This is a genomic window from Streptomyces sp. NPDC059909 (assembly GCF_042730885.1).
Lineage (GTDB): Bacteria > Actinomycetota > Actinomycetes > Streptomycetales > Streptomycetaceae > Streptomyces.
The window spans coordinates 11197-31916 of sequence record NZ_JBHWKX010000022.1; the positions used below are offsets into that span (position 1 = coordinate 11197).

Here is a 20720-nt window from a genome sequence, read left to right on the forward strand (position 1 = left end):
GACCGGGGGAGTCCGCTGGCGCGGGACGGTCGTGACTACGATGGGCCCGCCGGTGGCCATAAGGGGCCGCGCGGCCCACCGAACCTCGGGAAGGCCATGCTGAACAAGTACGCGCGTGCGTTTTTCACGCGTGTCCTCACACCGTTCGCCGCGTTTCTGCTCCGTCGCGGAGTGAGCCCGGACGCGGTCACGCTCATCGGCACGGCCGGGGTCATGGTGGGCGCGCTGGTGTTCTTCCCGCGCGGAGAGTTCTTCTGGGGGACGATCGTCATTACCCTGTTCGTCTTCTCGGACCTCGTCGACGGAAACATGGCGCGCCAGGCCGGGGTCTCCAGCCGCTGGGGCGCCTTCCTCGACTCGACGCTGGACCGGGTCGCGGACGGCGCGATCTTCGGCGGCTTCGCCCTCTGGTACGCGGGCAACGGCGACGACAACGTGTTGTGTGCGGTGTCCATCTTCTGTCTGGCGAGCGGCCAGGTGGTCTCGTACACGAAGGCGCGCGGCGAGTCGATCGGGCTGCCGGTTGCGGTGAACGGGCTGGTGGAGCGGGCCGAGCGGCTCGTCATCTCGCTGGTCGCCGCGGGCCTCGCGGGCCTGAGCGCCTTCGGGGTGCCGGGCGTCAAGGTGCTGCTCCCGATCGCACTGTGGATCGTGGCGGTGGGGTCGCTGGTCACCCTGGGCCAGCGGGTGGTGACGGTACGCCGTGAGGCGGCCGAGGCGGATGCTGCGGCGTCCTCGGAGGGGAGTGGGGCGGCCTCATGAAGGACCGTCTGACGGACACGCTGTACGGACTCGGCTGGGCCACGGTCAAGAAGCTCCCCGAGCCGGCCGCGGCGGCACTCGGCCGGACCATCGCCGACGCCGCGTGGAAGCGGCGCGGCAAGGGCGTCCTGCGCCTCGAGGCGAATCTGGCCCGCGTGGTGCCCGACGCGAGCCCCGAGCGGCTCGCCGAGCTCTCCAAGGCCGGTATGCGCTCGTACATGCGCTATTGGATGGAGTCGTTCCGGCTGCCCGCGTGGAGCCAGGAGCGCGCCGGGCAGAGCTTCGAGATCACGGGCCTGAACCACCTCACCGACGGCCTCGCCGCGGGCAAGGGGGTCGTCCTCGCACTGCCGCACCTCGCCAACTGGGACCTCGCCGGGGTCTGGCTCACCCGCGCCAAGGGGATCCCGTTCACGACGGTCGCCGAGCGGCTCAAGCCGGAGACCCTGTACGACCGGTTCGTCGCCTACCGCGAGTCGCTGGGCATGGAGGTCCTGCCGCACACCGGCGGCTCCGCCTTCGGCACGCTGGCACGCAGGCTGCGGGACGGCGGTGTGGTCTGCCTGGTCGCCGACCGCGATCTGTCCGCCTCCGGCGTCGAGGTCAAGTTCTTCGGCGAAACGGCCCGGATGCCCGCAGGGCCCGCGCTCCTCGCGCAGCAGACCGGGGCTCTGCTGATGCCCGCGACCCTCTGGTACGACGACACCCCGGTGATGAAGGGCCGCATCCATCCGCCGCTCGACGTACCCGAGACAGGTACGCGGGCCGAGAAGACGTCTGTCATGACACAGGCGCTGGCCGATGCCTTCGCCACCGGGATCGCCGACCATCCGGAGGACTGGCACATGCTGCAGCGCTTGTGGCTCGCGGACCTCGACACCACCGGGCCCGAGGGGCGGCGGACGTGAAGATCGGCATCGTCTGCCCGTACTCGTGGGACGTCCCGGGCGGCGTCCAGTTCCACATCAGGGACCTGGCCGAGCATCTGATCCGGGTCGGGCACGAGGTGTCGGTCCTCGCCCCTGCGGACGACGACACGCCCCTTCCGCCGTACGTCGTCCCGGCCGGCCGCGCCGTGCCCGTGCCGTACAACGGCTCGGTCGCCCGGCTCAACTTCGGCTTCCTGTCCGCGGCGCGGGTCCGGCGCTGGCTGCACGACGGCACCTTCGACGTGATCCACATCCACGAGCCGGCCTCGCCGTCGCTCGGGCTGCTGACCTGCTGGGCGGCACAGGGCCCGATCGTCGCCACGTTCCACACGTCGAACCCGCGGTCGCGGGCGATGATCGCCGCGTATCCGATCCTCCAGCCCGCCCTGGAGAAGATCAGCGCGCGCATCGCGGTCAGCGAGTACGCGCGGCGGACGCTCGTCGAGCACCTGGGCGGCGACGCCGTCGTCATCCCGAACGGTGTCGACGTCGACTTCTTCGCCCGGGCGGAGCCGCGGGCCGAGTGGCAATCAGAAGGGGCGCGAAACTCGGTCGAGGGCGGTGGTGGGAGACGTGCGGGCGGCACGATCGGCTTCATCGGCCGCATCGACGAGCCCCGCAAGGGTCTGCCGGTGCTCATGAAGGCCCTGCCGAAGATCCTCGCGGAGCGGCCGGAGACACGGCTGCTCGTGGCGGGGCGCGGCGACGAGAAGGAGGCCGTCGAGTCCCTCCCGAAGGAGATGCGCTCGCGCGTGGAGTTCCTCGGGATGGTCAGCGACGAGGACAAGGCGCGGCTGCTGCGCAGCGTCGACGTGTACGTCGCCCCCAACACCGGTGGCGAGAGCTTCGGCATCATCCTGGTCGAGGCGCTGTCGGCGGGCGCGCCGGTGCTCGCCTCCGACCTGGACGCCTTCGCCCAGGTCCTGGACCAGGGCGCGGTCGGCGAGCTGTTCACCAACGAGGACGCGGACGCGCTGGCCGCGGCGGCGCTGCGGCTCCTGGGCGACCCGGCACGCCGGGAGGAACTGCGGTCGAAGGGCAGCGCGCATGTGCGGCGTTTCGACTGGTCGACGGTGGCGGCGGACATCCTCGCGGTCTACGAGACGGTGACGGACGGCGCGGCCTCCGTCGCCACGGACGAACGCCCGGGCCTGATGGCCCGCTTCGGCCTGGCGCGGGACTAGGGTCTGTCGGACCGGCGGGCTTCGAGCCCGTCCGGCGTTCGAGGACGGACACACGGGGTGTGCTGGGCGATCCGCCGCCGTCGGCCGGACGGGGCTCGGACGGGGCGAATCGGCCGTGTTCCGCGCCCCGGTAGATTGACCCGCCGTGACCGCAACCCTGATCTGGATCCTCGTCGCACTCGTCGTCATCGGCCTCTACCTCAGCTGGACCGCCGGCCGCCTCGACCGTCTGCACGCGCGGATCGACGCCGCCCGCGCCGCCCTGGACGCGCAACTACTGCGCAGGGCCTCGGTCGCCCAGGAGCTGGCCACATCGGGCGTGCTCGACCCTGCCGCGTCGATCGTGCTGTACGAGGCCGCGCACGCCGCCCGCCAGGCCGACGAGGAGCACCGTGAGGTCGCCGAGAGCGAGCTCAGCCAGGCCCTGCGGGCCGTTTTCGGGGAGCCGGAGCAGGTGGAGGCCGTACGGCAGGCACCCGGTGGCGAGGACGCCGCCAACGAGCTCGCGGCGGCGGTCCGGCGCGTCCCCATGGCCAGGCGGTTCCACAACGACGCCGTACGCGCGGCGCGGGCGCTGCGCCGCCACCGCACGGTCCGCTGGTTCCGGCTGGCGGGCCACGCCCCGTTCCCGCTGGCGTTCGAGATGGACGACGAGCCGCCGACGGCGCTGGCGGACCGTCCCTCGTAGGCGTTCGCCTTCGCCCCCTTTCGCCAAAAAGGAGCCACACGCTCCACATTGGCACTTGCAGTGGCCTGGTGCCGAACGGTTTCCTCTTCGGAGCACCAAGCCGTCGTCACCGAATGAGGTCGATCGTGTCCAGCACGTTCTCCAACTCCCCGCAGGCCCCCGAGACCGGCACCGCGCGCGTCAAGCGCGGCATGGCCGAGCAGCTCAAGGGCGGCGTGATCATGGACGTGGTCAACGCCGAGCAGGCGAAGATCGCCGAGGACGCGGGCGCCGTTGCCGTCATGGCCCTGGAGCGGGTCCCGGCCGACATCCGCAAGGACGGCGGCGTGGCCCGTATGTCCGACCCCAACATGATCGAGGAGATCATCGAGGCGGTCTCCATCCCGGTCATGGCCAAGTCCCGGATCGGCCACTTCGTCGAGGCCCAGGTCCTGCAGTCCCTCGGCGTCGACTACATCGACGAGTCCGAGGTGCTCACCCCGGCCGACGAGGTCAACCACTCCGACAAGTGGGCCTTCACGACCCCCTTCGTCTGCGGCGCCACCAACCTGGGCGAGGCCCTGCGCCGTATCGCCGAGGGCGCGGCCATGATCCGCTCGAAGGGCGAGGCCGGCACCGGCAACGTCGTCGAGGCCGTCCGCCACCTGCGCCAGATCAAGAACGAGATCGGCCACCTGCGCGCCCTGGACCACAACGAGCTGTACGCCGCCGCCAAGGAGCTGCGCGCCCCGTACGAGCTCGTCGCCGAGGTCGCCCAGCTCGGCAAGCTTCCGGTCGTGCTCTTCTCCGCCGGTGGCGTCGCCACCCCCGCCGACGCCGCGCTGATGCGCCAGCTCGGCGCCGAGGGCGTCTTCGTCGGCTCCGGCATCTTCAAGTCGGGCGACCCGGCCAAGCGTGCCGCCGCCATCGTGAAGGCCACCACCTTCTATGACGACCCGAAGATCATCGCGGACGCCTCCCGCAACCTGGGCGAGGCCATGGTCGGCATCAACTGCGACACCCTGCCCGAGACCGAGCGCTACGCGAACCGCGGCTGGTAATCACCCATGAACACCCCCGTGATCGGTGTCCTGGCACTCCAGGGCGACGTACGGGAGCACCTGATCGCCCTGGCCGCGGCCGACGCCGTGGCCAGGCCGGTCCGGCGCCCCGAGGAACTCGCCGAGGTCGACGGCCTCGTCATACCGGGCGGCGAGTCCACCACCATCTCCAAGCTGGCCCATCTCTTCGGGATGATGGAGCCGCTGCGTGAGCGCGTCCGCGCCGGAATGCCGGTCTACGGCACCTGCGCCGGCCTGATCATGCTCGCCGAGAAGATCCTCGACCCGCGCTCGGGCCAGGAGACCATCGGCGGCATCGACATGATCGTGCGCCGCAACGCCTTCGGCCGCCAGAACGAGTCGTTCGAGGCCTCCGTGGAGGTCAGGGGCGTGGACACTCCCGTCGAGGGCGTCTTCATCCGTGCCCCCTGGGTCGAGTCCGTCGGCGCCACGGCCGAGGTGCTCGCCGAGTACGACGGCCACATCGTCGCCGTACGGCAGGGAAACGCGCTCGCCACGTCGTTCCACCCGGAACTGACCGGAGACCACCGCATGCACGGCCTGTTCGTGGACATGGTGCGCGCCGCGCACTGACCAGGTCCCGGTAGGATCACAGGCGAACGCAGCAGAGATTGGTTACGCGAAGGAGACAGGCAGATGTCCGGCCACTCTAAATGGGCCACGACGAAGCACAAGAAGGCCGTGATCGACGCCAAGCGCGGCAAGCTCTTCGCGAAGCTGATCAAGAACATCGAGGTCGCGGCGCGCACGGGCGGCGCCGACATCGACGGCAACCCGACCCTCTTCGACGCCATCCAGAAGGCGAAGAAGAGCTCGGTACCGAACAAGAACATCGACTCGGCGGTCAAGCGCGGTGCGGGTCTCGAGGCCGGTGGCGCCGACTACGAGACGATCATGTACGAGGGTTACGGCCCGAACGGTGTCGCGGTGCTCATCGAGTGCCTCACCGACAACCGCAATCGCGCCGCCTCCGACGTCCGTGTCGCCATGACCCGCAACGGTGGCTCCATGGCCGACCCCGGCTCGGTGTCGTACCTCTTCAACCGCAAGGGCGTCGTCGTGCTGCCCAAGGGTGAGCTGAGCGAGGACGACGTCCTCGGCGCAGTTCTGGACGCCGGTGCCGAGGAGGTCAACGACCTCGGCGAGAGCTTCGAGGTCATCAGCGAGGCCACCGACCTGGTCGCGGTCCGCACCGCGCTCCAGGAGGCCGGTATCGACTACGACTCGGCCGAGGCCAACTTCGTCCCGACCATGCAGGTCGAGCTGGACGAGGAGGGCGCGCGCAAGATCTTCAAGCTCATCGACGCGCTGGAGGACAGCGACGACGTGCAGAACGTCTTCGCCAACTTCGACGTCTCGGACGACGTCATGGAGAAGGTCGACGCCTGACGCAGGCCCGACGAGCACACCGCCGGCCCGACGGATCCTTCCGTCGGGCCGGTCGGCTTTCCGGGTCCGCTCCCCCCGCGACGACGCGCCCCCAGCGCCGCGCCGACCGGCCTGTCAGTGGCACCGGGTAGCCTGCACCAGTTGGCGAAGGTGAGGAGGGGGAGTGCGCGTTCTGGGCGTTGACCCGGGGCTGACCCGGTGCGGCATCGGCGTGGTCGAAGGCGTCGCGGGCCGCCCGTTGACGATGCTCGGCGTCGGCGTCGTCCGCACCCCTGCCGACGCCGACATCGGCCACCGGCTGGTCGCCATCGAGCGCGGCATCGAGGAATGGCTGGATGTGCACCGGCCCGAACTGGTCGCGGTGGAGCGGGTGTTCAGCCAGCACAATGTGCGTACGGTCATGGGTACGGCGCAGGCGAGCGCGGTCGCCATGCTCTGCGCCGCCCGCCGTGGACTGCCCGTCGCGCTGCACACCCCCAGCGAGGTCAAGGCCGCCGTCACCGGCAGCGGCCGCGCCGACAAGGCCCAGGTCGGCGCCATGATCACCCGGCTGCTGCGGCTCGACGCACCGCCGAAACCCGCCGACGCGGCCGACGCACTCGCCCTCGCCATCTGTCACATCTGGCGCGCCCCCGCGCAGAACCGCCTCCAGCAGGCGGTCGCCGCACACCACGCACTGAAAGGCCGTACCGCATGATCGCCTTTGTGAGCGGCCCGGTCGCCGCTCTTGCCCCGACGACCGCCGTGATCGAGGTCGGCGGCATCGGCATGGCCGTGCAGTGCACGCCGAACACCCTGTCGGAGCTGAGGATCGGTCAGGAGGCCAGGCTCGCCACGTCGTTGGTCGTCCGGGAGGACTCGCTGACGCTGTACGGCTTCGCCGACGACGACGAGCGCCAGGTCTTCGAGCTGCTCCAGACCGCGAGCGGCGTCGGCCCCCGCCTCGCCCAGGCGATGCTCGCGGTGCACAGCCCGGACGCCCTGCGCCGTGCGGTGGCCACGGGCGACGAGAAGGCGCTGATGGCGGTGCCGGGCATCGGCAAGAAGGGTGCCCAGAAGCTTCTCCTTGAGCTGAAGGACCGCCTTGGCGAGCCCGTCGGTCCCGCCTCCCGTGCCGTCGGCTCGCCGGTCACCCAGTCCTGGCGCGACCAGCTGCACGCCGCGCTCATCGGCCTCGGCTACGCGACGCGCGAGGCCGACGAGGCGGTCACCGCGGTGACCCCCCAGGCGGAGGCGGCGGCGGGCGAGCCCCAGATCGGCCAGCTGCTCAGGGCCGCTCTCCGGACCCTGAACCGCACCCGCTGAGTCCGCGCCCCGGCGAGGCCGGGGCAGACCGACACCGAGACCGACCACCGGCGGTCCCGCCCGCGCCACATCACCGGCCGCGGACCCGGGAACGGCCCGAGAAGACCGCGAGGCACACCTCATGGATTGGGACGACACCAGCAGCGAGACGCAGGCCGCCGCGGCCGAGCGACTCGTCGGGGCATCCGCCGACGGCGAGGACCAGGCCGTCGAGGCCGCCCTGCGGCCCAAGTCGCTGGACGAGTTCGTCGGCCAGGAGCGCGTGCGCGAGCAGCTCGACCTCGTCCTGAAAGCGGCCCTCGCGCGCGGAGCCACCGCCGACCACGTCCTGCTCTCCGGCGCACCGGGCCTCGGCAAGACCAGCCTCTCCATGATCATCGCCGCGGAGATGGGCGCCCCGATCCGCATCACCTCGGGTCCCGCCATCCAGCACGCGGGCGACCTCGCCGCGATCCTGTCCTCGCTCCAGGAGGGCGAGGTCCTCTTCCTCGACGAGATCCACCGGATGTCCCGGCCCGCCGAGGAGATGCTGTACATGGCGATGGAGGACTTCCGCGTCGACGTCATCGTCGGCAAGGGGCCCGGTGCCACCGCCATCCCGCTGGAGCTGCCGCCGTTCACCCTGGTCGGCGCCACCACCCGGGCCGGACTGCTGCCCCCGCCGCTGCGGGACCGCTTCGGTTTCACCGCGCACATGGAGTTCTACGAGCCGGCAGAGCTGGAGCGCGTCATCCACCGCTCGGCCAGGCTGCTCGACGTGGAGATCGATACGGACGGCGCCGCCGAGATCGCCGGACGCTCCCGCGGCACGCCCCGTATCGCCAACCGGCTGCTGCGCCGCGTCCGGGACTACACCCAGGTCAAGGCGGACGGCCGGATCACCCGCGACATCGCCGCTGTGGCCCTCGGCGTGTACGAGGTGGACGCACGCGGGCTCGACCGGCTCGACCGCGCGGTGCTCCAGGCACTCCTCAAGCTGTTCGCCGGCGGGCCCGTCGGGCTGTCCACGCTGGCCGTGGCCGTGGGGGAGGAGCGCGAGACGGTCGAGGAGGTCGCCGAGCCCTTCCTCGTACGGGAGGGACTGCTCGCCCGCACCCCGCGTGGCCGGATCGCGACACCCGCGGCATGGGCCCATCTCGGCCTCGTACCGCCGCAACACGGCGGTGGAGCGAACGGGACGGGTGCAAGCGGACAACAGGGTCTGTTCGGGGCGTGATGGCGCGGACGGTCGCCGGGCCGGGAACCACGGTGCCATGCTGGGCGTTGTTCCATCGATGCGGACTCGCTTAGACTCCGCCGGTGCCGCCCTTCAAGGTCGGCGTGCCCACCCCCGTAGATCAGGCCGCTACCAGCGCGGTCGTGCGAAGGAATTCCGTCCCGTGGATATCGTGACCCTCCTCCCCTTCATCGTGCTCATCGGGGCAATGTTCCTGATGACCCGCTCTGCCAAGAAGAAGCAGCAGGCGGCGGCGAACATGCGGAACCAGATGCAGCCCGGCACGGGCGTGCGGACCATCGGCGGTCTGTACGCCACCGTCAAGGAGGTCAACGACGACACGGTCCTCCTCGAGGCCGCGCCCGGCGTCCACCTCGTCTTCGCGAAGAACGCCATCGGTGCGGTCCTCGAGGACGCCGAGTACAACCGGATCGTGCACGGCGACGGTGACGACGCCCTCAAGAGCGACACCCCGGTCGTCCCGGACGACGCCTCCTCGCTGACCGAGGACGCGAAGGACGGCAAGATCGACCTCGGCAAGAAGGACGAGGCGGACGACGCCGGCTCCGCCCCCGAGGTCAAGGACGCCAAGGACGCCAAGGACGACGAGAAGACGGACGGCGACACCGACGCGAAGTAACTGCGACCGGGGACCGCGGGCCGCCTGATCGGCGACGGCCGCGGTCCCCGGTTCGTGCCGACACTGCGGGGGCAGGTCCCCACAACACTTCGTGGCCACCCCGTCGCACACCCGGCGCGGGGCGGTTGGACAGGGAGAAACGAGAAGGTGGCAGCACCGAAGAAGGGCCGAAAGGCGCCGGGGGCTCAGGGGAGGCCGGGGCGTACCCTCGCGCTGATGCTGATCGTCATGGCCGCTCTCCTCGGCGGGATGTTCTGGTCCGGGGACACCACGCCGCGACTGGGCATCGACCTCGCGGGCGGTACGACGATCACGCTCAAGGCCGTGGCGGAGCCCGGCAAGGAGAGCGCGGTCAACGAGACCAACATGAACACGGCGGTCGGGATCATCGAGCGCCGTGTGAACGGTCTCGGAGTCTCCGAGGCCGAGGTCCAGACCCAGGGCCGCGAGAACATCATCGTCAACATCCCCAAGGGGACGAACTCGGAGCAGGCCCAGCAGCAGGTGGGCACCACGGCCCAGCTGTTCTTCCGGCCCGTCCTGAATGTCGCGGCCGGTGGCCCGGTGACCCCGGAGCCCACCGCGAGCACCTCCCCGAGCGCCAGCCCTTCGGGCAAGGGTGACGACGGCAAGGACAAGGCGACCGCCCCGTCCGGCACGCCGACCGCCAGCCCCACCACGCAGGGCCGCGCCGTCACCGACGCGCTGAAGGCCCCCTCGCCCACGCCGACCGGCTCCGCGTCGAACCCGCCGGCGGCGACGCCGCCCCCGGCGCCGACGCCCGACCCGGCGACCGCAGCGCTCCAGCAGAAGTTCACCGAGCTGAACTGCCTCGACAAGTCGGCCCGTGTCAATGTGGCCAGGGGCACCAAGCCCGAGGACCCCATCGTCGCCTGTGGCAAGAACAGCGCGGGCCAGTGGGAGAAGTACCTCCTGGGCCCGGCCGAGGTCGACGGCCGTGACGTCGACGACGCCAAGGGCGTGCTCGACCCGCAGCGCGGCATGTGGATCGTCCAGATGGACTTCACGAGCGAGGGCTCGAAGAAGTTCTCCAAGATCACCAGCAAGCTGTCGCAGCAGCCGTCGCCGCAGAACCAGTTCGCGATCGTCCTCGACGGCGATGTCGTCTCGGCCCCGCAGGTCAACCAGACCCTCAGCGCGAGCGCCGAGATCTCCGGCAGCTTCACCCAGCAGTCCGCCCAGGACCTGGGCAACATCCTCAGCTTCGGTGCGCTGCCGCTGAGCTTCGACCAGCAGAGCGTCACCACCGTCACCGCCGCGCTCGGCGGCGAGCAGCTGAAGGCCGGCCTCATCGCCGGCGCGATCGGCCTCGCGCTCGTCGTGATCTACCTGGTGGCCTACTACCGCGGTCTGTCGATCGTCGCCCTGCTCAGCCTTCTGGTCTCGGCGATCCTCACGTACACGCTGATGTCCCTGCTCGGTCCGGCCATCGGCTTCGCGCTGAATCTCCCGGCAGTCTGTGGTGCCATCGTCGCGATCGGTATCACCGCCGACTCGTTCATCGTGTACTTCGAGCGCATCCGTGACGAGATCCGCGAGGGCCGGACGCTGCGCCCGGCCGTCGAGCGTGCCTGGCCGCGCGCCCGGCGCACCATCCTGGTGTCCGACTTCGTGTCGTTCCTCGCTGCCGCGGTGCTCTTCATCGTCACTGTCGGCAAGGTCCAGGGCTTCGCGTTCACGCTCGGCCTGACCACCCTGCTCGACGTCGTCGTGGTGTTCTTCTTCACCAAGCCGCTGATGACGCTCCTCGCCCGCAGGAAGTTCTTCGCGAGCGGCCACCCCTGGTCCGGACTGGACCCGAAGCGCCTCGGGGCCAAGCCGCCGCTGCGCTCGCGCCGTGTCTCCGCCCCCATCGACCCGAAGGAGGCGTGAGATGTCGCGTCTCGGCACCATCGGCGCCAGGCTCTACCGCGGTGAGGTCGGCTACGACTTCATCGGCAAGCGGAAGATCTGGTACGGCATCTCGATCCTGATCACCATCACGGCCATCGTCGGCCTGGCGGTGCGGGGTCTCAACATGGGCATCGAGTTCAAGGGCGGTGCCGTCTTCACCACCCCGAAGACGAGCGTGTCCGTCACCCAGGCCCAGGAGTACGCGCAGGAGGCCTCCGGGCACCCCGCGATCGTCCAGAAGCTCGGCAACGACACGCTGCGGATCCAGGTCAGCGAGCTGGACACCGCCGAGGCCCGCGAGGTGGGCAAGCAGCTCGCCCAGGACTTGAACATCAAGGGCGAGATCAACGCGGAGCTGGTCGGCCCCAGCTGGGGTGAGCAGATCGCCAACAAGGCGTGGACCGGCCTCGGCGTGTTCATGCTCCTCGTGGTGATCTATCTGGCGATCGCCTTCGAATGGCGCATGGCGGTCGCCGCCCTTGTCGCCCTGATCCACGACATCACGATCACGGTCGGTATCTACGCCCTGGTCGGGTTCGAGGTCACGCCGGGTACGGTGATCGGTCTGCTGACCATCCTCGGCTACTCGCTGTACGACACGGTGGTCGTCTTCGACAGCCTCAAGGAAGGCACGAAGGACATCACCAAGCAGACCCGCTGGACGTACAGCGAGATCGCCAACCGTTCCATCAACGGCACGCTGGTCCGTTCGATCAACACCACGGTCGTGGCGCTCCTGCCGGTCGCCGGTCTGCTGTTCATCGGCGGCGGCTTCCTCGGCGCGGGCATGCTCAACGACATCTCGCTGTCACTGTTCGTCGGTCTCGCGGCCGGTGCGTACTCGTCGATCTTCATCGCCACTCCGCTGGTCGCCGACCTGAAGGAGCGCGAGCCGCAGATGAAGGCCCTGAAGAAGCGGGTCCTCGCCAAGCGCGCGGCCGCCGCCGCCAAGGGCGAGTCCGCCGACGACGCGGACGCGGAAGGTGCGGGCGCCGAGCCCCACGACGCGGTGTCCGGCGCGACCGTGGCCGGCACGGTCGTCGGCCAGCGAGGCCATGGCCGCGGACGTCCCTCGTCGGGGAAGCGCCGATGACGGAGAGCAAGCGGGAGTTGCTGCTCAGCCGCATCCGTGACGTGCCGGACTACCCGAAGCCGGGCGTGATGTTCAAGGACATCACGCCGCTGCTGGCGGACCCGGCCGCGTTCACCGCGCTGACGGAGGCCCTCGCCGAGCTGTGCGTCCGCCACGGCGCGACGAAGATCGTCGGCCTGGAGGCCCGCGGCTTCATCCTGGCCGCGCCCGTCGCGGTACAGGCCGGGATCGGCTTCATCCCCGTACGCAAGGCGGGCAAGCTTCCCGGAGCGACCCTGTCGCAGGCGTACGAGCTGGAGTACGGCACGGCCGAGATCGAGATCCACGCCGAGGACCTCGGCACGGACGACCGCGTCATGGTCATCGACGACGTCCTCGCCACCGGCGGCACGGCGGAGGCCTCCCTGGAGCTGATCCGCCGGGCCGGCGCCGAGGTCGCGGGCGTCGCGATACTGATGGAGCTGGGCTTCCTCGGCGGGCGTGCCCGTCTGGAGCCTGCCCTGCGAGGCGCCCCGCTCGACGCTCTGATCACGGTCTGAGCAGCTCAGCACCGGCATACGGCGGTACGGAACGGGCACCCGGGAACACCGGGTGCCCGTTCCGCGTTCTGGACAGTCCCCGTCCCGGGGCGAGGTGAACGCCCGGGGTCGATACCATGGCCTTTCCGGGCCTGACCGGGGGACCCGGATCCGCACGAGGAGTGCTCTTGCCAGACGAGGCCCAGCGCGCCACCGCGCAGCCCGAGCAGCAGGCCGACAGGGCTGTGGCGGTCCCTGCCGCGCCCGAGAAGAAGTCCGCGGAGAAGCCCGAGGCCGCGGCCGCGCCCGAGCGTACGAACGGATCGGCCTCCGCTCCCGCCCCCGTGTCCGCCCCGAAGCCCGCGCCCGCCCCGGCGACGCGCTCCGGCGGTTCGTCGAACCGTGTCCGCGCCCGCCTCGCCCGCCTCGGCGTGCAGCGCTCCAGCCCGTACAACCCGGTCCTGGAGCCCCTGCTCCGCATCGTCCGGAGCAACGATCCGAAGATCGAGACGTCGACGCTCCGCCAGATCGAGCGGGCCTACCAGGTCGCCGAGCGCTGGCATCGCGGTCAGAAGCGCAAGAGCGGCGATCCGTACATCACGCACCCCCTCGCCGTCACCACCATCCTCGCCGAGCTCGGCATGGATCCGGCGACGCTGATGGCGGGCCTCCTGCACGACACCGTCGAGGACACCGAGTACGGCCTGGACACCCTGCGCCGCGACTTCGGCGACCAGGTCGCGCTCCTCGTCGACGGCGTCACCAAGCTCGACAAGGTCAAGTTCGGTGAGGCCGCGCAGGCCGAGACCGTACGCAAGATGGTCGTCGCCATGGCCAAGGACCCGCGCGTCCTGGTCATCAAGCTCGCCGACCGCCTGCACAACATGCGCACGATGCGCTACCTCAAGCGGGAGAAGCAGGAGAAGAAGGCCCGCGAGACCCTGGAGATCTACGCCCCGCTGGCGCACCGGCTGGGCATGAACACCATCAAGTGGGAGCTGGAGGACCTCGCCTTCGCGATCCTCTACCCGAAGATGTACGACGAGATCGTGCGGCTCGTCGCCGAGCGCGCGCCCAAGCGCGACGAGTACCTCGCCATAGTGACCGACGAGGTCCAGTCCGATCTGCGCGCCGCACGCATCAAGGCCACCGTCACCGGCCGCCCGAAGCACTACTACAGCGTCTACCAGAAGATGATCGTCCGCGGCCGTGACTTCGCGGAGATCTACGACCTGGTCGGCATCCGCGTCCTCGTCGACACCGTCCGCGACTGCTACGCGGCGCTCGGCACCGTCCACGCCCGCTGGAACCCGGTACCGGGGCGGTTCAAGGACTACATCGCGATGCCGAAGTTCAACATGTACCAGTCGCTGCACACGACGGTCATCGGACCCAACGGCAAGCCCGTCGAACTCCAGATCCGTACGTTCGACATGCACCGCCGCGCCGAGTACGGCATCGCCGCGCACTGGAAGTACAAGCAGGAGACCGTCGCCGGCGCCTCCAAGATCCGTACCGACGTGCCCAAGGCCGCCAGGGGCAGCGCGGGCCACGACACCGTCAACGACATGGCGTGGCTGCGGCAGCTCCTCGACTGGCAGAAGGAGACCGAGGACCCGGGCGAGTTCCTGGAGTCCCTGCGCTTCGACCTGTCCCGCAACGAGGTCTTCGTCTTCACGCCGAAGGGCGACGTCATAGCGCTCCCCGCGGGCGCCACTCCCGTCGACTTCGCGTACGCCGTCCACACCGAGGTCGGCCACCGCACCATAGGCGCCCGCGTCAACGGCCGTCTCGTACCGCTCGAATCCACCCTGGACAACGGTGACTTGGTGGAGGTCTTCACCTCCAAGGCCACCGGTGCCGGCCCGTCCCGCGACTGGCTCGGCTTCGTCAAGTCGCCCCGGGCGAGGAACAAGATCCGGGCCTGGTTCTCCAAGGAGCGCCGGGACGAGGCGATCGAGCACGGCAAGGACGCCATCGCGCGGGCCATGCGCAAGCAGAACCTGCCGATCCAGCGCATCCTCACCGGCGACTCGCTGGTGACGCTGGCGCACGAGATGCGCTACCCCGACATCTCCTCGCTGTACGCGGCGATCGGCGAGGGCCATGTCGCCGCCCAGGGCGTCGTCCAGAAGCTCGTCCAGGCCCTCGGCGGCGAGGAAGCCGCAACCGAGGACATCGCCGAGTCCGTCCCGCCGTCCCGCACCCGCGGCCGCAAGCGCCGCGCCGCCGCCGACCCCGGTGTCGTCGTCAAGGGTGTCGAGGACGTCTGGGTGAAGCTCGCCCGGTGCTGTACGCCCGTCCCCGGCGACCCGATCATCGGCTTCGTCACCCGCGGCAGCGGCGTCTCGGTCCACCGGGCGGACTGCGTCAACGTGGACTCGCTTTCCCAGCAGCCCGAGCGGATCCTCGACGTCGAGTGGGCGCCCACGCAGTCCTCGGTCTTCCTGGTCGCCATCCAGGTCGAGGCCCTGGACCGCTCCCGGCTCCTCTCGGACGTCACCCGGGTCCTGTCGGACCAGCACGTCAACATCCTGTCGGCGGCCGTCCAGACCTCCCGCGACCGCGTCGCCACCTCCCGCTTCACCTTCGAGATGGGCGACCCCAAGCACCTCGGCCACGTCCTCAAGGCGGTCCGGGGCGTGGAGGGCGTGTACGACGTGTACCGCGTGACATCGGCGCGCCGCCCGTAGCACCTGCGGCGGGCCCACGCGGCGCAGCCGCACAGTGGATGCTGCCCCGACCCGCCCGACACGTACGAAGGCCCCGGTACGGAATCCCGTACCGGGGCCTTCGTCACGACCTGTCAGCCGCCGAACTCCTCCAGGCCCTTCAGGGCCTGGTCCAGCAGCGCCTGCCGGCCCTCGAGCTCCTTCGCGAGCTTGTCCGCCCGGGCGTTGTTACCGGACGCACGCGCCGCGTCGATCTGCTGACGCAGCTTGTCGACCGCCGCCTGCAGCTGGCCCGTCAGACCCTCGGCACGCGCCCGGGCCTCCGGGTTGGTGCGGCGCCACTCGGCCTCCTCGGCCTCCTGGATCGCGCGCTCCACGGCGTGCATCCGGCCCTCGACCTTCGGCCGGGCGTCGCGCGGGACATGACCGATGGCCTCCCAGCGCTCGTTGATGGAACGGAAGGCGGCACGGGCTGCCTTCAGGTCCGTCACCGGGACGAGCTTCTCGGCCTCGGCCGCCAGCTCCTCCTTGAGCTTCAGGTTCTCGGTCTGCTCCGCGTCGCGCTCGGCGAAGACCCCGCTGCGCGCGGCGAAGAAGATGTCCTGGGCGCCGCGGAAGCGGTTCCACAGGTCGTCCTCGTGCTCGCGCTGGGCGCGGCCCGCGGCCTTCCACTCGGTCATCAGCTCGCGATAGCGCGCGGCCGTGGCACCCCAGTCCGTCGAGCCGGACAGCGACTCGGCCTCGGCGACCAGCCGCTCCTTCGTCTGCCGGGCCACCTCGCGCTGCGCGTCCAGCGAGGCGAAGTGCGCCTTGCGGCGCTTGGAGAACGCCGAGCGCGCGTGCGAGAAGCGGTGCCACAGCTCGTCGTCGGACTTCCGGTCGAGCCGGGGCAGGCCCTTCCAGGTGTCCACGAGAGCGCGCAGCCGCTCGCCGGCCGCCCGCCACTGCTCGCTCTGCGCCAGCTCCTCGGCCTCCACGACCAGCGCCTCCTTGGCGTGCCTGGCCTCGTCGGTCTGCTTGGCCTTCTGTGCCTTGCGCTCCTCGCGGCGCGCCTCGACGGTCGCGACGAGCGCGTCCAGGCGCTTGCGCAGGGCGCCGAGGTCACCGACGGCGTGATGCTCGTCGACCTGGTGACGGATGTGATCGATGGCGGCCATCGCATCCTTGGCCGACAGGTCGGTGGTCTTCACCCGCTTCTCGAGGAGGCCGATCTCGACAACCAAGCCCTCGTACTTGCGCTCGAAGTAGGCCAGTGCCTCCTCGGGAGTACCGGCCTGCCACGATCCGACGACCTGCTCGCCCTCGGAAGTCCGCACGTACACGGTGCCCGTCTCGTCGACGCGGCCCCACGGGTCGCTGCTCACAGCGCCTCCTCCACATGATGCCTGCGAGGGGGGTGCTCCCCCTGGGCATCGTCCACAGTTTCCTGGACGGGCCTCGCCCGTCTTCCACAGCGCGGGCCGGGCCGCGCTGCACAACGCCAATCTAGGCGACCGGCTGCCCGGCTGTCCGCACTCGGCGCCGCCGAATTCGCCGGGTCACCCCTTGCTGACCGCCGCCTTCTTGACGGTGACCGCCTTCTTGGGGGCTCCGTCCGTCGCGCCTCCTTCGACGCCGCCGGCCGCGACCGCCTTGACCGCGTCCAGGCCGGTCTTGTCCATGGTGCCGAACGGCGTGTAGCCGGGGGGCAGTTTGCTGTCCTTGTAGACGAGGAAGAACTGGCTGCCGCCGCTGTTCGGCTGTCCCGTGTTCGCCATCGCCACCGTGCCGGCCTCGTACGTGACCGTGCCGTCCGCGCCCGCCTTGCCGAGCCCCGTCAGGTTCTCGTCCGGGATCGTGTAGCCGGGTCCGCCGGTGCCGTCGCCCTTCGGGTCGCCGCACTGCAGCACGAAGATGCCGTCCGTGGTGAGCCGGTGACACTTCGTGCTGTCGAAGAAGCCCTTGTCCGCGAGGTGCTTGAACGAGTTCACCGTGCGCGGCGTCTTCGCCGCGTCCATCGCGATGGAGATGTCGCCCTGGCTGGTCCTGAGCGACATCGTGTACTTGGCCTTGGCGTCGATGGCCATCGCGGGCTCGGGCGTGCTGCTCTCCGTGGGTGTCGCGGAGGGGGTCGAATCGGCCGCCGAGTCATTGCTGTCGGAGCCGCCGTCCGCGAGGCCGACCGAGGCGTACGCCGCGGCGCCCGCGGCGAGCGCCACGGCGAGTGCCGCGGCGATGACGGTGTTGCGGCGCTTGGCCTTGTGCCGTGCCTCTTCCCGGCGCTGCTGCTGCCGCTCGAACTTCTCCCTGGCGAGCTGCCGCCGCCGCTGATCGCTGCTGACCACCGGGTCTTCTCCTCGTAATGGTGTGATCCGTCCGGGCGAGTGTGCCCGTACCGTATACGGGTTGGCTGTGAAATGAGCAGCGCCGGTAGGCTCTGACCTGTTGCAATTCAATACAGCAACATCCCCGTCGGACGACACATCGAGGACGATCGTGCTTATTGCCGGGTTCCCCGCAGGGGCCTGGGGGACCAACTGTTACCTGGTCGCCCCGGCCGCAGGCGAGGAGTGCGTGATCATCGACCCGGGCCACCAGGCCGCCCAGGGGGTCGAGGAGACGCTCAAGAAGCATCGGCTCAAGCCTGTGGCCGTGATGCTCACCCACGGCCACATCGACCATGTCGCCTCCGTCGTCCCGGTCTGCGGGGCCCATGACGTACCGGCGTGGATCCACCCCTCCGACCGGTACATGATGAGCGACCCGGCGAAGGCCCTCGGCCGCTCGATCGGGACGCAGCTCATGGGCGAGCTGACGGTGGGGGAGCCGGACGACGTCCACGAGCTGGCGGACGGCGCCTCGCTGAAGCTGGCGGGTCTGGAGCTGACCGTGTCGCACGCGCCCGGTCATACCAAGGGGTCGGTGACCTTCAGCCTGCCCGAGGCCGCGGACATCCCGCCGGTCTTCTTCTCGGGCGATCTGCTCTTCGCCGGCTCCATCGGACGCACCGACCTGCCCGGCGGTGACATGGCCGAGATGCTCGACTCGCTGGCCCGCGTGTGCCTGCCCCTCGACGACTCGACCGTGGTGCTGTCCGGCCACGGCCCCCAGACGACCATCGGCCGCGAGCGCGCCACCAACCCGTATCTGCGGGAGGTGGCCGGCGGCCAGGGAGACGGAACGACCGCCGCTCCCCGACGAGGAATGTGACGAGACTTTTCGTGAGTACCTTCCAGGCCCCCAAAGGCACGTACGACCTCATCCCGCCGGACTCCGCGAAGTACCTGGCGGTGCGGGAGGCGATCTCCGCCCCGCTGAAGAACTCCGGCTACGGCTACGTCGAGACGCCGGGCTTCGAGAACGTCGAGCTGTTCGCCCGCGGTGTCGGCGAGTCCACCGACATCGTCACCAAGGAGATGTACGCCTTCGAGACCAAGGGCGGCGACAAGCTCGCCCTGCGTCCCGAGGGCACCGCGTCCGTGCTCCGCGCGGCGCTGGAGGCCAACCTCCACAAGGCGGGAAACCTGCCCGTCAAGCTCTGGTACTCGGGCTCGTACTACCGCTACGAGCGCCCGCAGAAGGGCCGGTACAGGCACTTCTCGCAGGTCGGCGCCGAGGCGATCGGTGCCGAGGACCCTGCGCTCGACGCCGAGCTGATCATCCTGGCCGACCAGGCGTACCGCTCGCTGGGCCTGCGCAACTTCCGCATCCTGCTGAACTCGCTCGGTGACAAGGAGTGCCGTCCCGTCTACCGCGACGCGCTCCAGGGCTTCCTGCGCGGGCTCGAGCTGGACGAGGACACCCGCCGCCGTGTCGACATCAACCCGCTGCGGGTCCTCGACGACAAGCGCGACGCGGTCCAGAAGCAACTCGTGGGGGCGCCGCTGCTGCGCGACTACCTGTGCGACGCGTGCAAGGCGTACCACGAGGAGGTGCGCGAGCTGCTCACCGCTGCGGGCGTGGTGTACGAGGACGACGAGAAGCTGGTGCGCGGCCTGGACTACTACACGCGCACGACGTTCGAGTTCGTCCACGACGGTCTCGGCTCGCAGTCCGCGGTGGGCGGCGGTGGCCGCTACGACGGCCTCTCCGAGATGATCGGCGGCCCGGCGCTGCCGTCGGTCGGCTGGGCGCTGGGCGTGGACCGCACGGTCCTGGCGCTGGAGGCGGAGGGGATCGAGCTCGAACTCCCGTCGAGTACCAGCGTGTTCGCGGTTCCGCTGGGCGAGGAGGCCCGCCGGGTCCTCTTCGGCGTCGTCACGCGACTGCGCAAGGAAGGCGTCGCGGCGGACTTCTCGTACGGCGGCAAGGGCCTCAAGGGCGCGATGAAGAGCGCGAACCGCAGCGGCGCACGGTTCGCGATCGTCGCCGGCGAGCGCGACCTCGCGGAGGGCGTGGTCCAGCTCAAGGACCTGGAGTCCGGCGAGCAGGCCCCGGTCGCCGTGGACGCGGTGGTCGCGGAGATCCGGGCGAAGCTCGCCTGAGCACGGCCTGATACGAGGGCCCGGACCGCTTCACCACGGTCCGGGCCCGTCTTCGGGGCCGGCGACCACGCCTGCTCATGTCCCATGCTTATGTCCATCGAACGGTGGACACGGTCTCATGTGCGGCAGAATGACCATGCCCCAGCAGCCACCGAGTGATGGAACAGCGATATGACGACTGCAGCGGTTGACGGCGTGTCCTCCGGCGAGGAATCGGAGCGCGTGCGGGGCGCGGTCGGAGGCAGCCGTGCCTTCGCATGGCTGCTCGTGATCACCGGCGCGGCCGGCCTGCTGGCCGCCTGGATCATCACGATCGACAAGTTCAAGATCCTCGAGGCCAAGATCGCGGGGGAGACGTTCACCCCCGGCTGCAGCCTCAACCCGATCGTGTCCTGCGGCAGCGTCATGGAGAGCGAGCAGGCGTCGGCCTTCGGCTTCCCCAACCCGATGCTCGGGCTCGTCGCCTACGGGATCGTGATCTGTGTCGGCATGAGCCTGCTCGCCGGCGCCCGCTTCCGCCGCTGGTACTGGCTCACCTTCAACGCGGGCACCCTCTTCGGCGTCGGATTCTGCACCTGGCTCCAGTACCAGTCGCTGTACACCATCAACGCGCTGTGCCTGTGGTGCTGCCTGGCCTGGGTCGCCACGATCGTCATGTTCTGGTACGTGACCTCGCACAACATCCGCAAGGGCCTGCTGCCGGCCCCGGAGTGGGCGAAGAACTTCCTCTCCGAGTTCACGTGGGTCCTGCCGGTCCTGCACACCGGAGTCATCGGGATGCTGATCCTGACCCGCTGGTGGGACTTCTGGACCGGCTGACAGGCCCGGTGGCCCGGGCGGGCCGACGGGTCCGGGCCGGGTTGTCAGTCCCCTCACTTAGGCTTCA

Annotated in this window: 20 protein-coding genes; 18 read left to right on the top strand and 2 right to left on the bottom strand. The window is 70.2% G+C overall.

The genetic code is table 11. The features are described from left to right. The first annotated feature begins 96 nt into the window (after nt 1-96). The 15 genes from pgsA (at nt 97) to ACFV9O_RS17170 (ending at nt 15392) form a co-directional block, all read left to right on the top strand. Nucleotides 97-762, top strand: a complete 666-nt coding sequence (gene pgsA, locus ACFV9O_RS17100) for a phosphatidylinositol phosphate synthase (protein WP_385418231.1) — start codon at nt 97-99, stop codon at nt 760-762. Then, nucleotides 759-1670, top strand: a complete 912-nt coding sequence (locus ACFV9O_RS17105) for a phosphatidylinositol mannoside acyltransferase (RefSeq protein ID WP_385418233.1) — start codon at nt 759-761, stop codon at nt 1668-1670. The genes pgsA and ACFV9O_RS17105 overlap by 4 nt, the downstream gene beginning before the upstream one ends. Further along, the gene (locus tag ACFV9O_RS17110) at nt 1667-2875 is read left to right on the top strand and encodes a glycosyltransferase family 4 protein (RefSeq protein WP_385418235.1); all 1209 of its coding nucleotides are present in this window, start codon (nt 1667-1669) and stop codon (nt 2873-2875) included. The genes ACFV9O_RS17105 and ACFV9O_RS17110 overlap by 4 nt, the downstream gene beginning before the upstream one ends. Before the next feature lie 145 nt (nt 2876-3020). Continuing rightward, the gene (locus ACFV9O_RS17115) at nt 3021-3563 is read left to right on the top strand and encodes a hypothetical protein (protein WP_385418237.1); all 543 of its coding nucleotides are present in this window, start codon (nt 3021-3023) and stop codon (nt 3561-3563) included. Nucleotides 3564-3676: 113 nt separating this feature from the next. Then, nucleotides 3677-4603 (top strand): pyridoxal 5'-phosphate synthase lyase subunit PdxS, encoded by a 927-nt coding sequence (pdxS, locus tag ACFV9O_RS17120; protein ID WP_385418239.1) that lies wholly within the window; start codon nt 3677-3679, stop codon nt 4601-4603. Between the two features lie 6 nt (nt 4604-4609). Then, a complete protein-coding gene (pdxT, locus tag ACFV9O_RS17125) occupies nt 4610-5197 on the top strand; it encodes a pyridoxal 5'-phosphate synthase glutaminase subunit PdxT (RefSeq protein ID WP_385418242.1) in 588 nt (195 codons plus the stop codon). 63 nt (nt 5198-5260) lie between these two features. Further along, nucleotides 5261-6013 (top strand): YebC/PmpR family DNA-binding transcriptional regulator, encoded by a 753-nt coding sequence (locus ACFV9O_RS17130; RefSeq protein ID WP_385418245.1) that lies wholly within the window; start codon nt 5261-5263, stop codon nt 6011-6013. 163 nt (nt 6014-6176) lie between these two features. Continuing rightward, nucleotides 6177-6710 carry a crossover junction endodeoxyribonuclease RuvC gene (gene ruvC / locus ACFV9O_RS17135; RefSeq protein ID WP_385418248.1) on the top strand — a complete coding sequence of 178 codons (534 nt, stop codon included), beginning with the start codon at nt 6177-6179 and terminating at the stop codon, nt 6708-6710. Further along, nucleotides 6707-7318 (top strand): Holliday junction branch migration protein RuvA, encoded by a 612-nt coding sequence (gene ruvA, locus ACFV9O_RS17140; RefSeq protein ID WP_385418250.1) that lies wholly within the window; start codon nt 6707-6709, stop codon nt 7316-7318. Before ruvC ends, ruvA begins: the two co-directional genes overlap by 4 nt. Before the next feature lie 121 nt (nt 7319-7439). Beyond that, nucleotides 7440-8534 (top strand): Holliday junction branch migration DNA helicase RuvB, encoded by a 1095-nt coding sequence (gene ruvB / locus ACFV9O_RS17145; protein ID WP_385418253.1) that lies wholly within the window; start codon nt 7440-7442, stop codon nt 8532-8534. Between the two features lie 163 nt (nt 8535-8697). Next, entirely contained in the window at nt 8698-9174 is a 477-nt protein-coding gene (gene yajC / locus ACFV9O_RS17150) for a preprotein translocase subunit YajC (RefSeq protein ID WP_385418256.1), read from the top strand. 147 nt (nt 9175-9321) lie between these two features. Further along, on the top strand, nt 9322-11067 hold the full coding sequence (gene secD / locus ACFV9O_RS17155; RefSeq protein WP_385418258.1) for a protein translocase subunit SecD: 1746 nt from the start codon (nt 9322-9324) through the stop codon (nt 11065-11067). A 1-nt stretch (nt 11068) separates the two neighbouring features. After that, on the top strand, nt 11069-12181 hold the full coding sequence (secF, locus tag ACFV9O_RS17160; RefSeq protein ID WP_385418260.1) for a protein translocase subunit SecF: 1113 nt from the start codon (nt 11069-11071) through the stop codon (nt 12179-12181). Then, nucleotides 12178-12720 (top strand): adenine phosphoribosyltransferase, encoded by a 543-nt coding sequence (locus ACFV9O_RS17165; RefSeq protein ID WP_385418262.1) that lies wholly within the window; start codon nt 12178-12180, stop codon nt 12718-12720. Before secF ends, ACFV9O_RS17165 begins: the two co-directional genes overlap by 4 nt. Before the next feature lie 167 nt (nt 12721-12887). Continuing rightward, on the top strand, nt 12888-15392 hold the full coding sequence (locus tag ACFV9O_RS17170; RefSeq protein ID WP_385418265.1) for a RelA/SpoT family protein: 2505 nt from the start codon (nt 12888-12890) through the stop codon (nt 15390-15392). 113 nt (nt 15393-15505) lie between these two features. Here the strand turns inward: ACFV9O_RS17170 and ACFV9O_RS17175 are convergent, their stop codons facing one another. Both ACFV9O_RS17175 and ACFV9O_RS17180 read right to left on the bottom strand, forming a co-directional pair. Next, a complete protein-coding gene (locus ACFV9O_RS17175; protein WP_385418267.1) occupies nt 15506-16735 on the bottom strand; it encodes a DUF349 domain-containing protein in 1230 nt (409 codons plus the stop codon). A gap of 174 nt (nt 16736-16909) precedes the next feature. Next, complete coding sequence (locus ACFV9O_RS17180) at nt 16910-17695, bottom strand: peptidylprolyl isomerase (protein WP_385418268.1); 786 nt, start codon at nt 17693-17695, stop codon at nt 16910-16912. A gap of 151 nt (nt 17696-17846) precedes the next feature. On the opposite strand from ACFV9O_RS17180, the gene ACFV9O_RS17185 reads away from it, so the two are divergent. The 3 genes from ACFV9O_RS17185 (at nt 17847) to ACFV9O_RS17195 (ending at nt 20653) form a co-directional block, all read left to right on the top strand. Next, nucleotides 17847-18560 (top strand): MBL fold metallo-hydrolase, encoded by a 714-nt coding sequence (locus tag ACFV9O_RS17185; protein ID WP_385418270.1) that lies wholly within the window; start codon nt 17847-17849, stop codon nt 18558-18560. Between the two features lie 11 nt (nt 18561-18571). Next, nucleotides 18572-19834, top strand: coding sequence for a histidine--tRNA ligase (hisS, locus tag ACFV9O_RS17190; protein WP_385418273.1), 1263 nt, complete (start codon nt 18572-18574; stop codon nt 19832-19834). Between the two features lie 171 nt (nt 19835-20005). Further along, nucleotides 20006-20653, top strand: a complete 648-nt coding sequence (locus ACFV9O_RS17195; RefSeq protein ID WP_385418275.1) for a vitamin K epoxide reductase family protein — start codon at nt 20006-20008, stop codon at nt 20651-20653. Nucleotides 20654-20720: the final 67 nt, after the last annotated feature.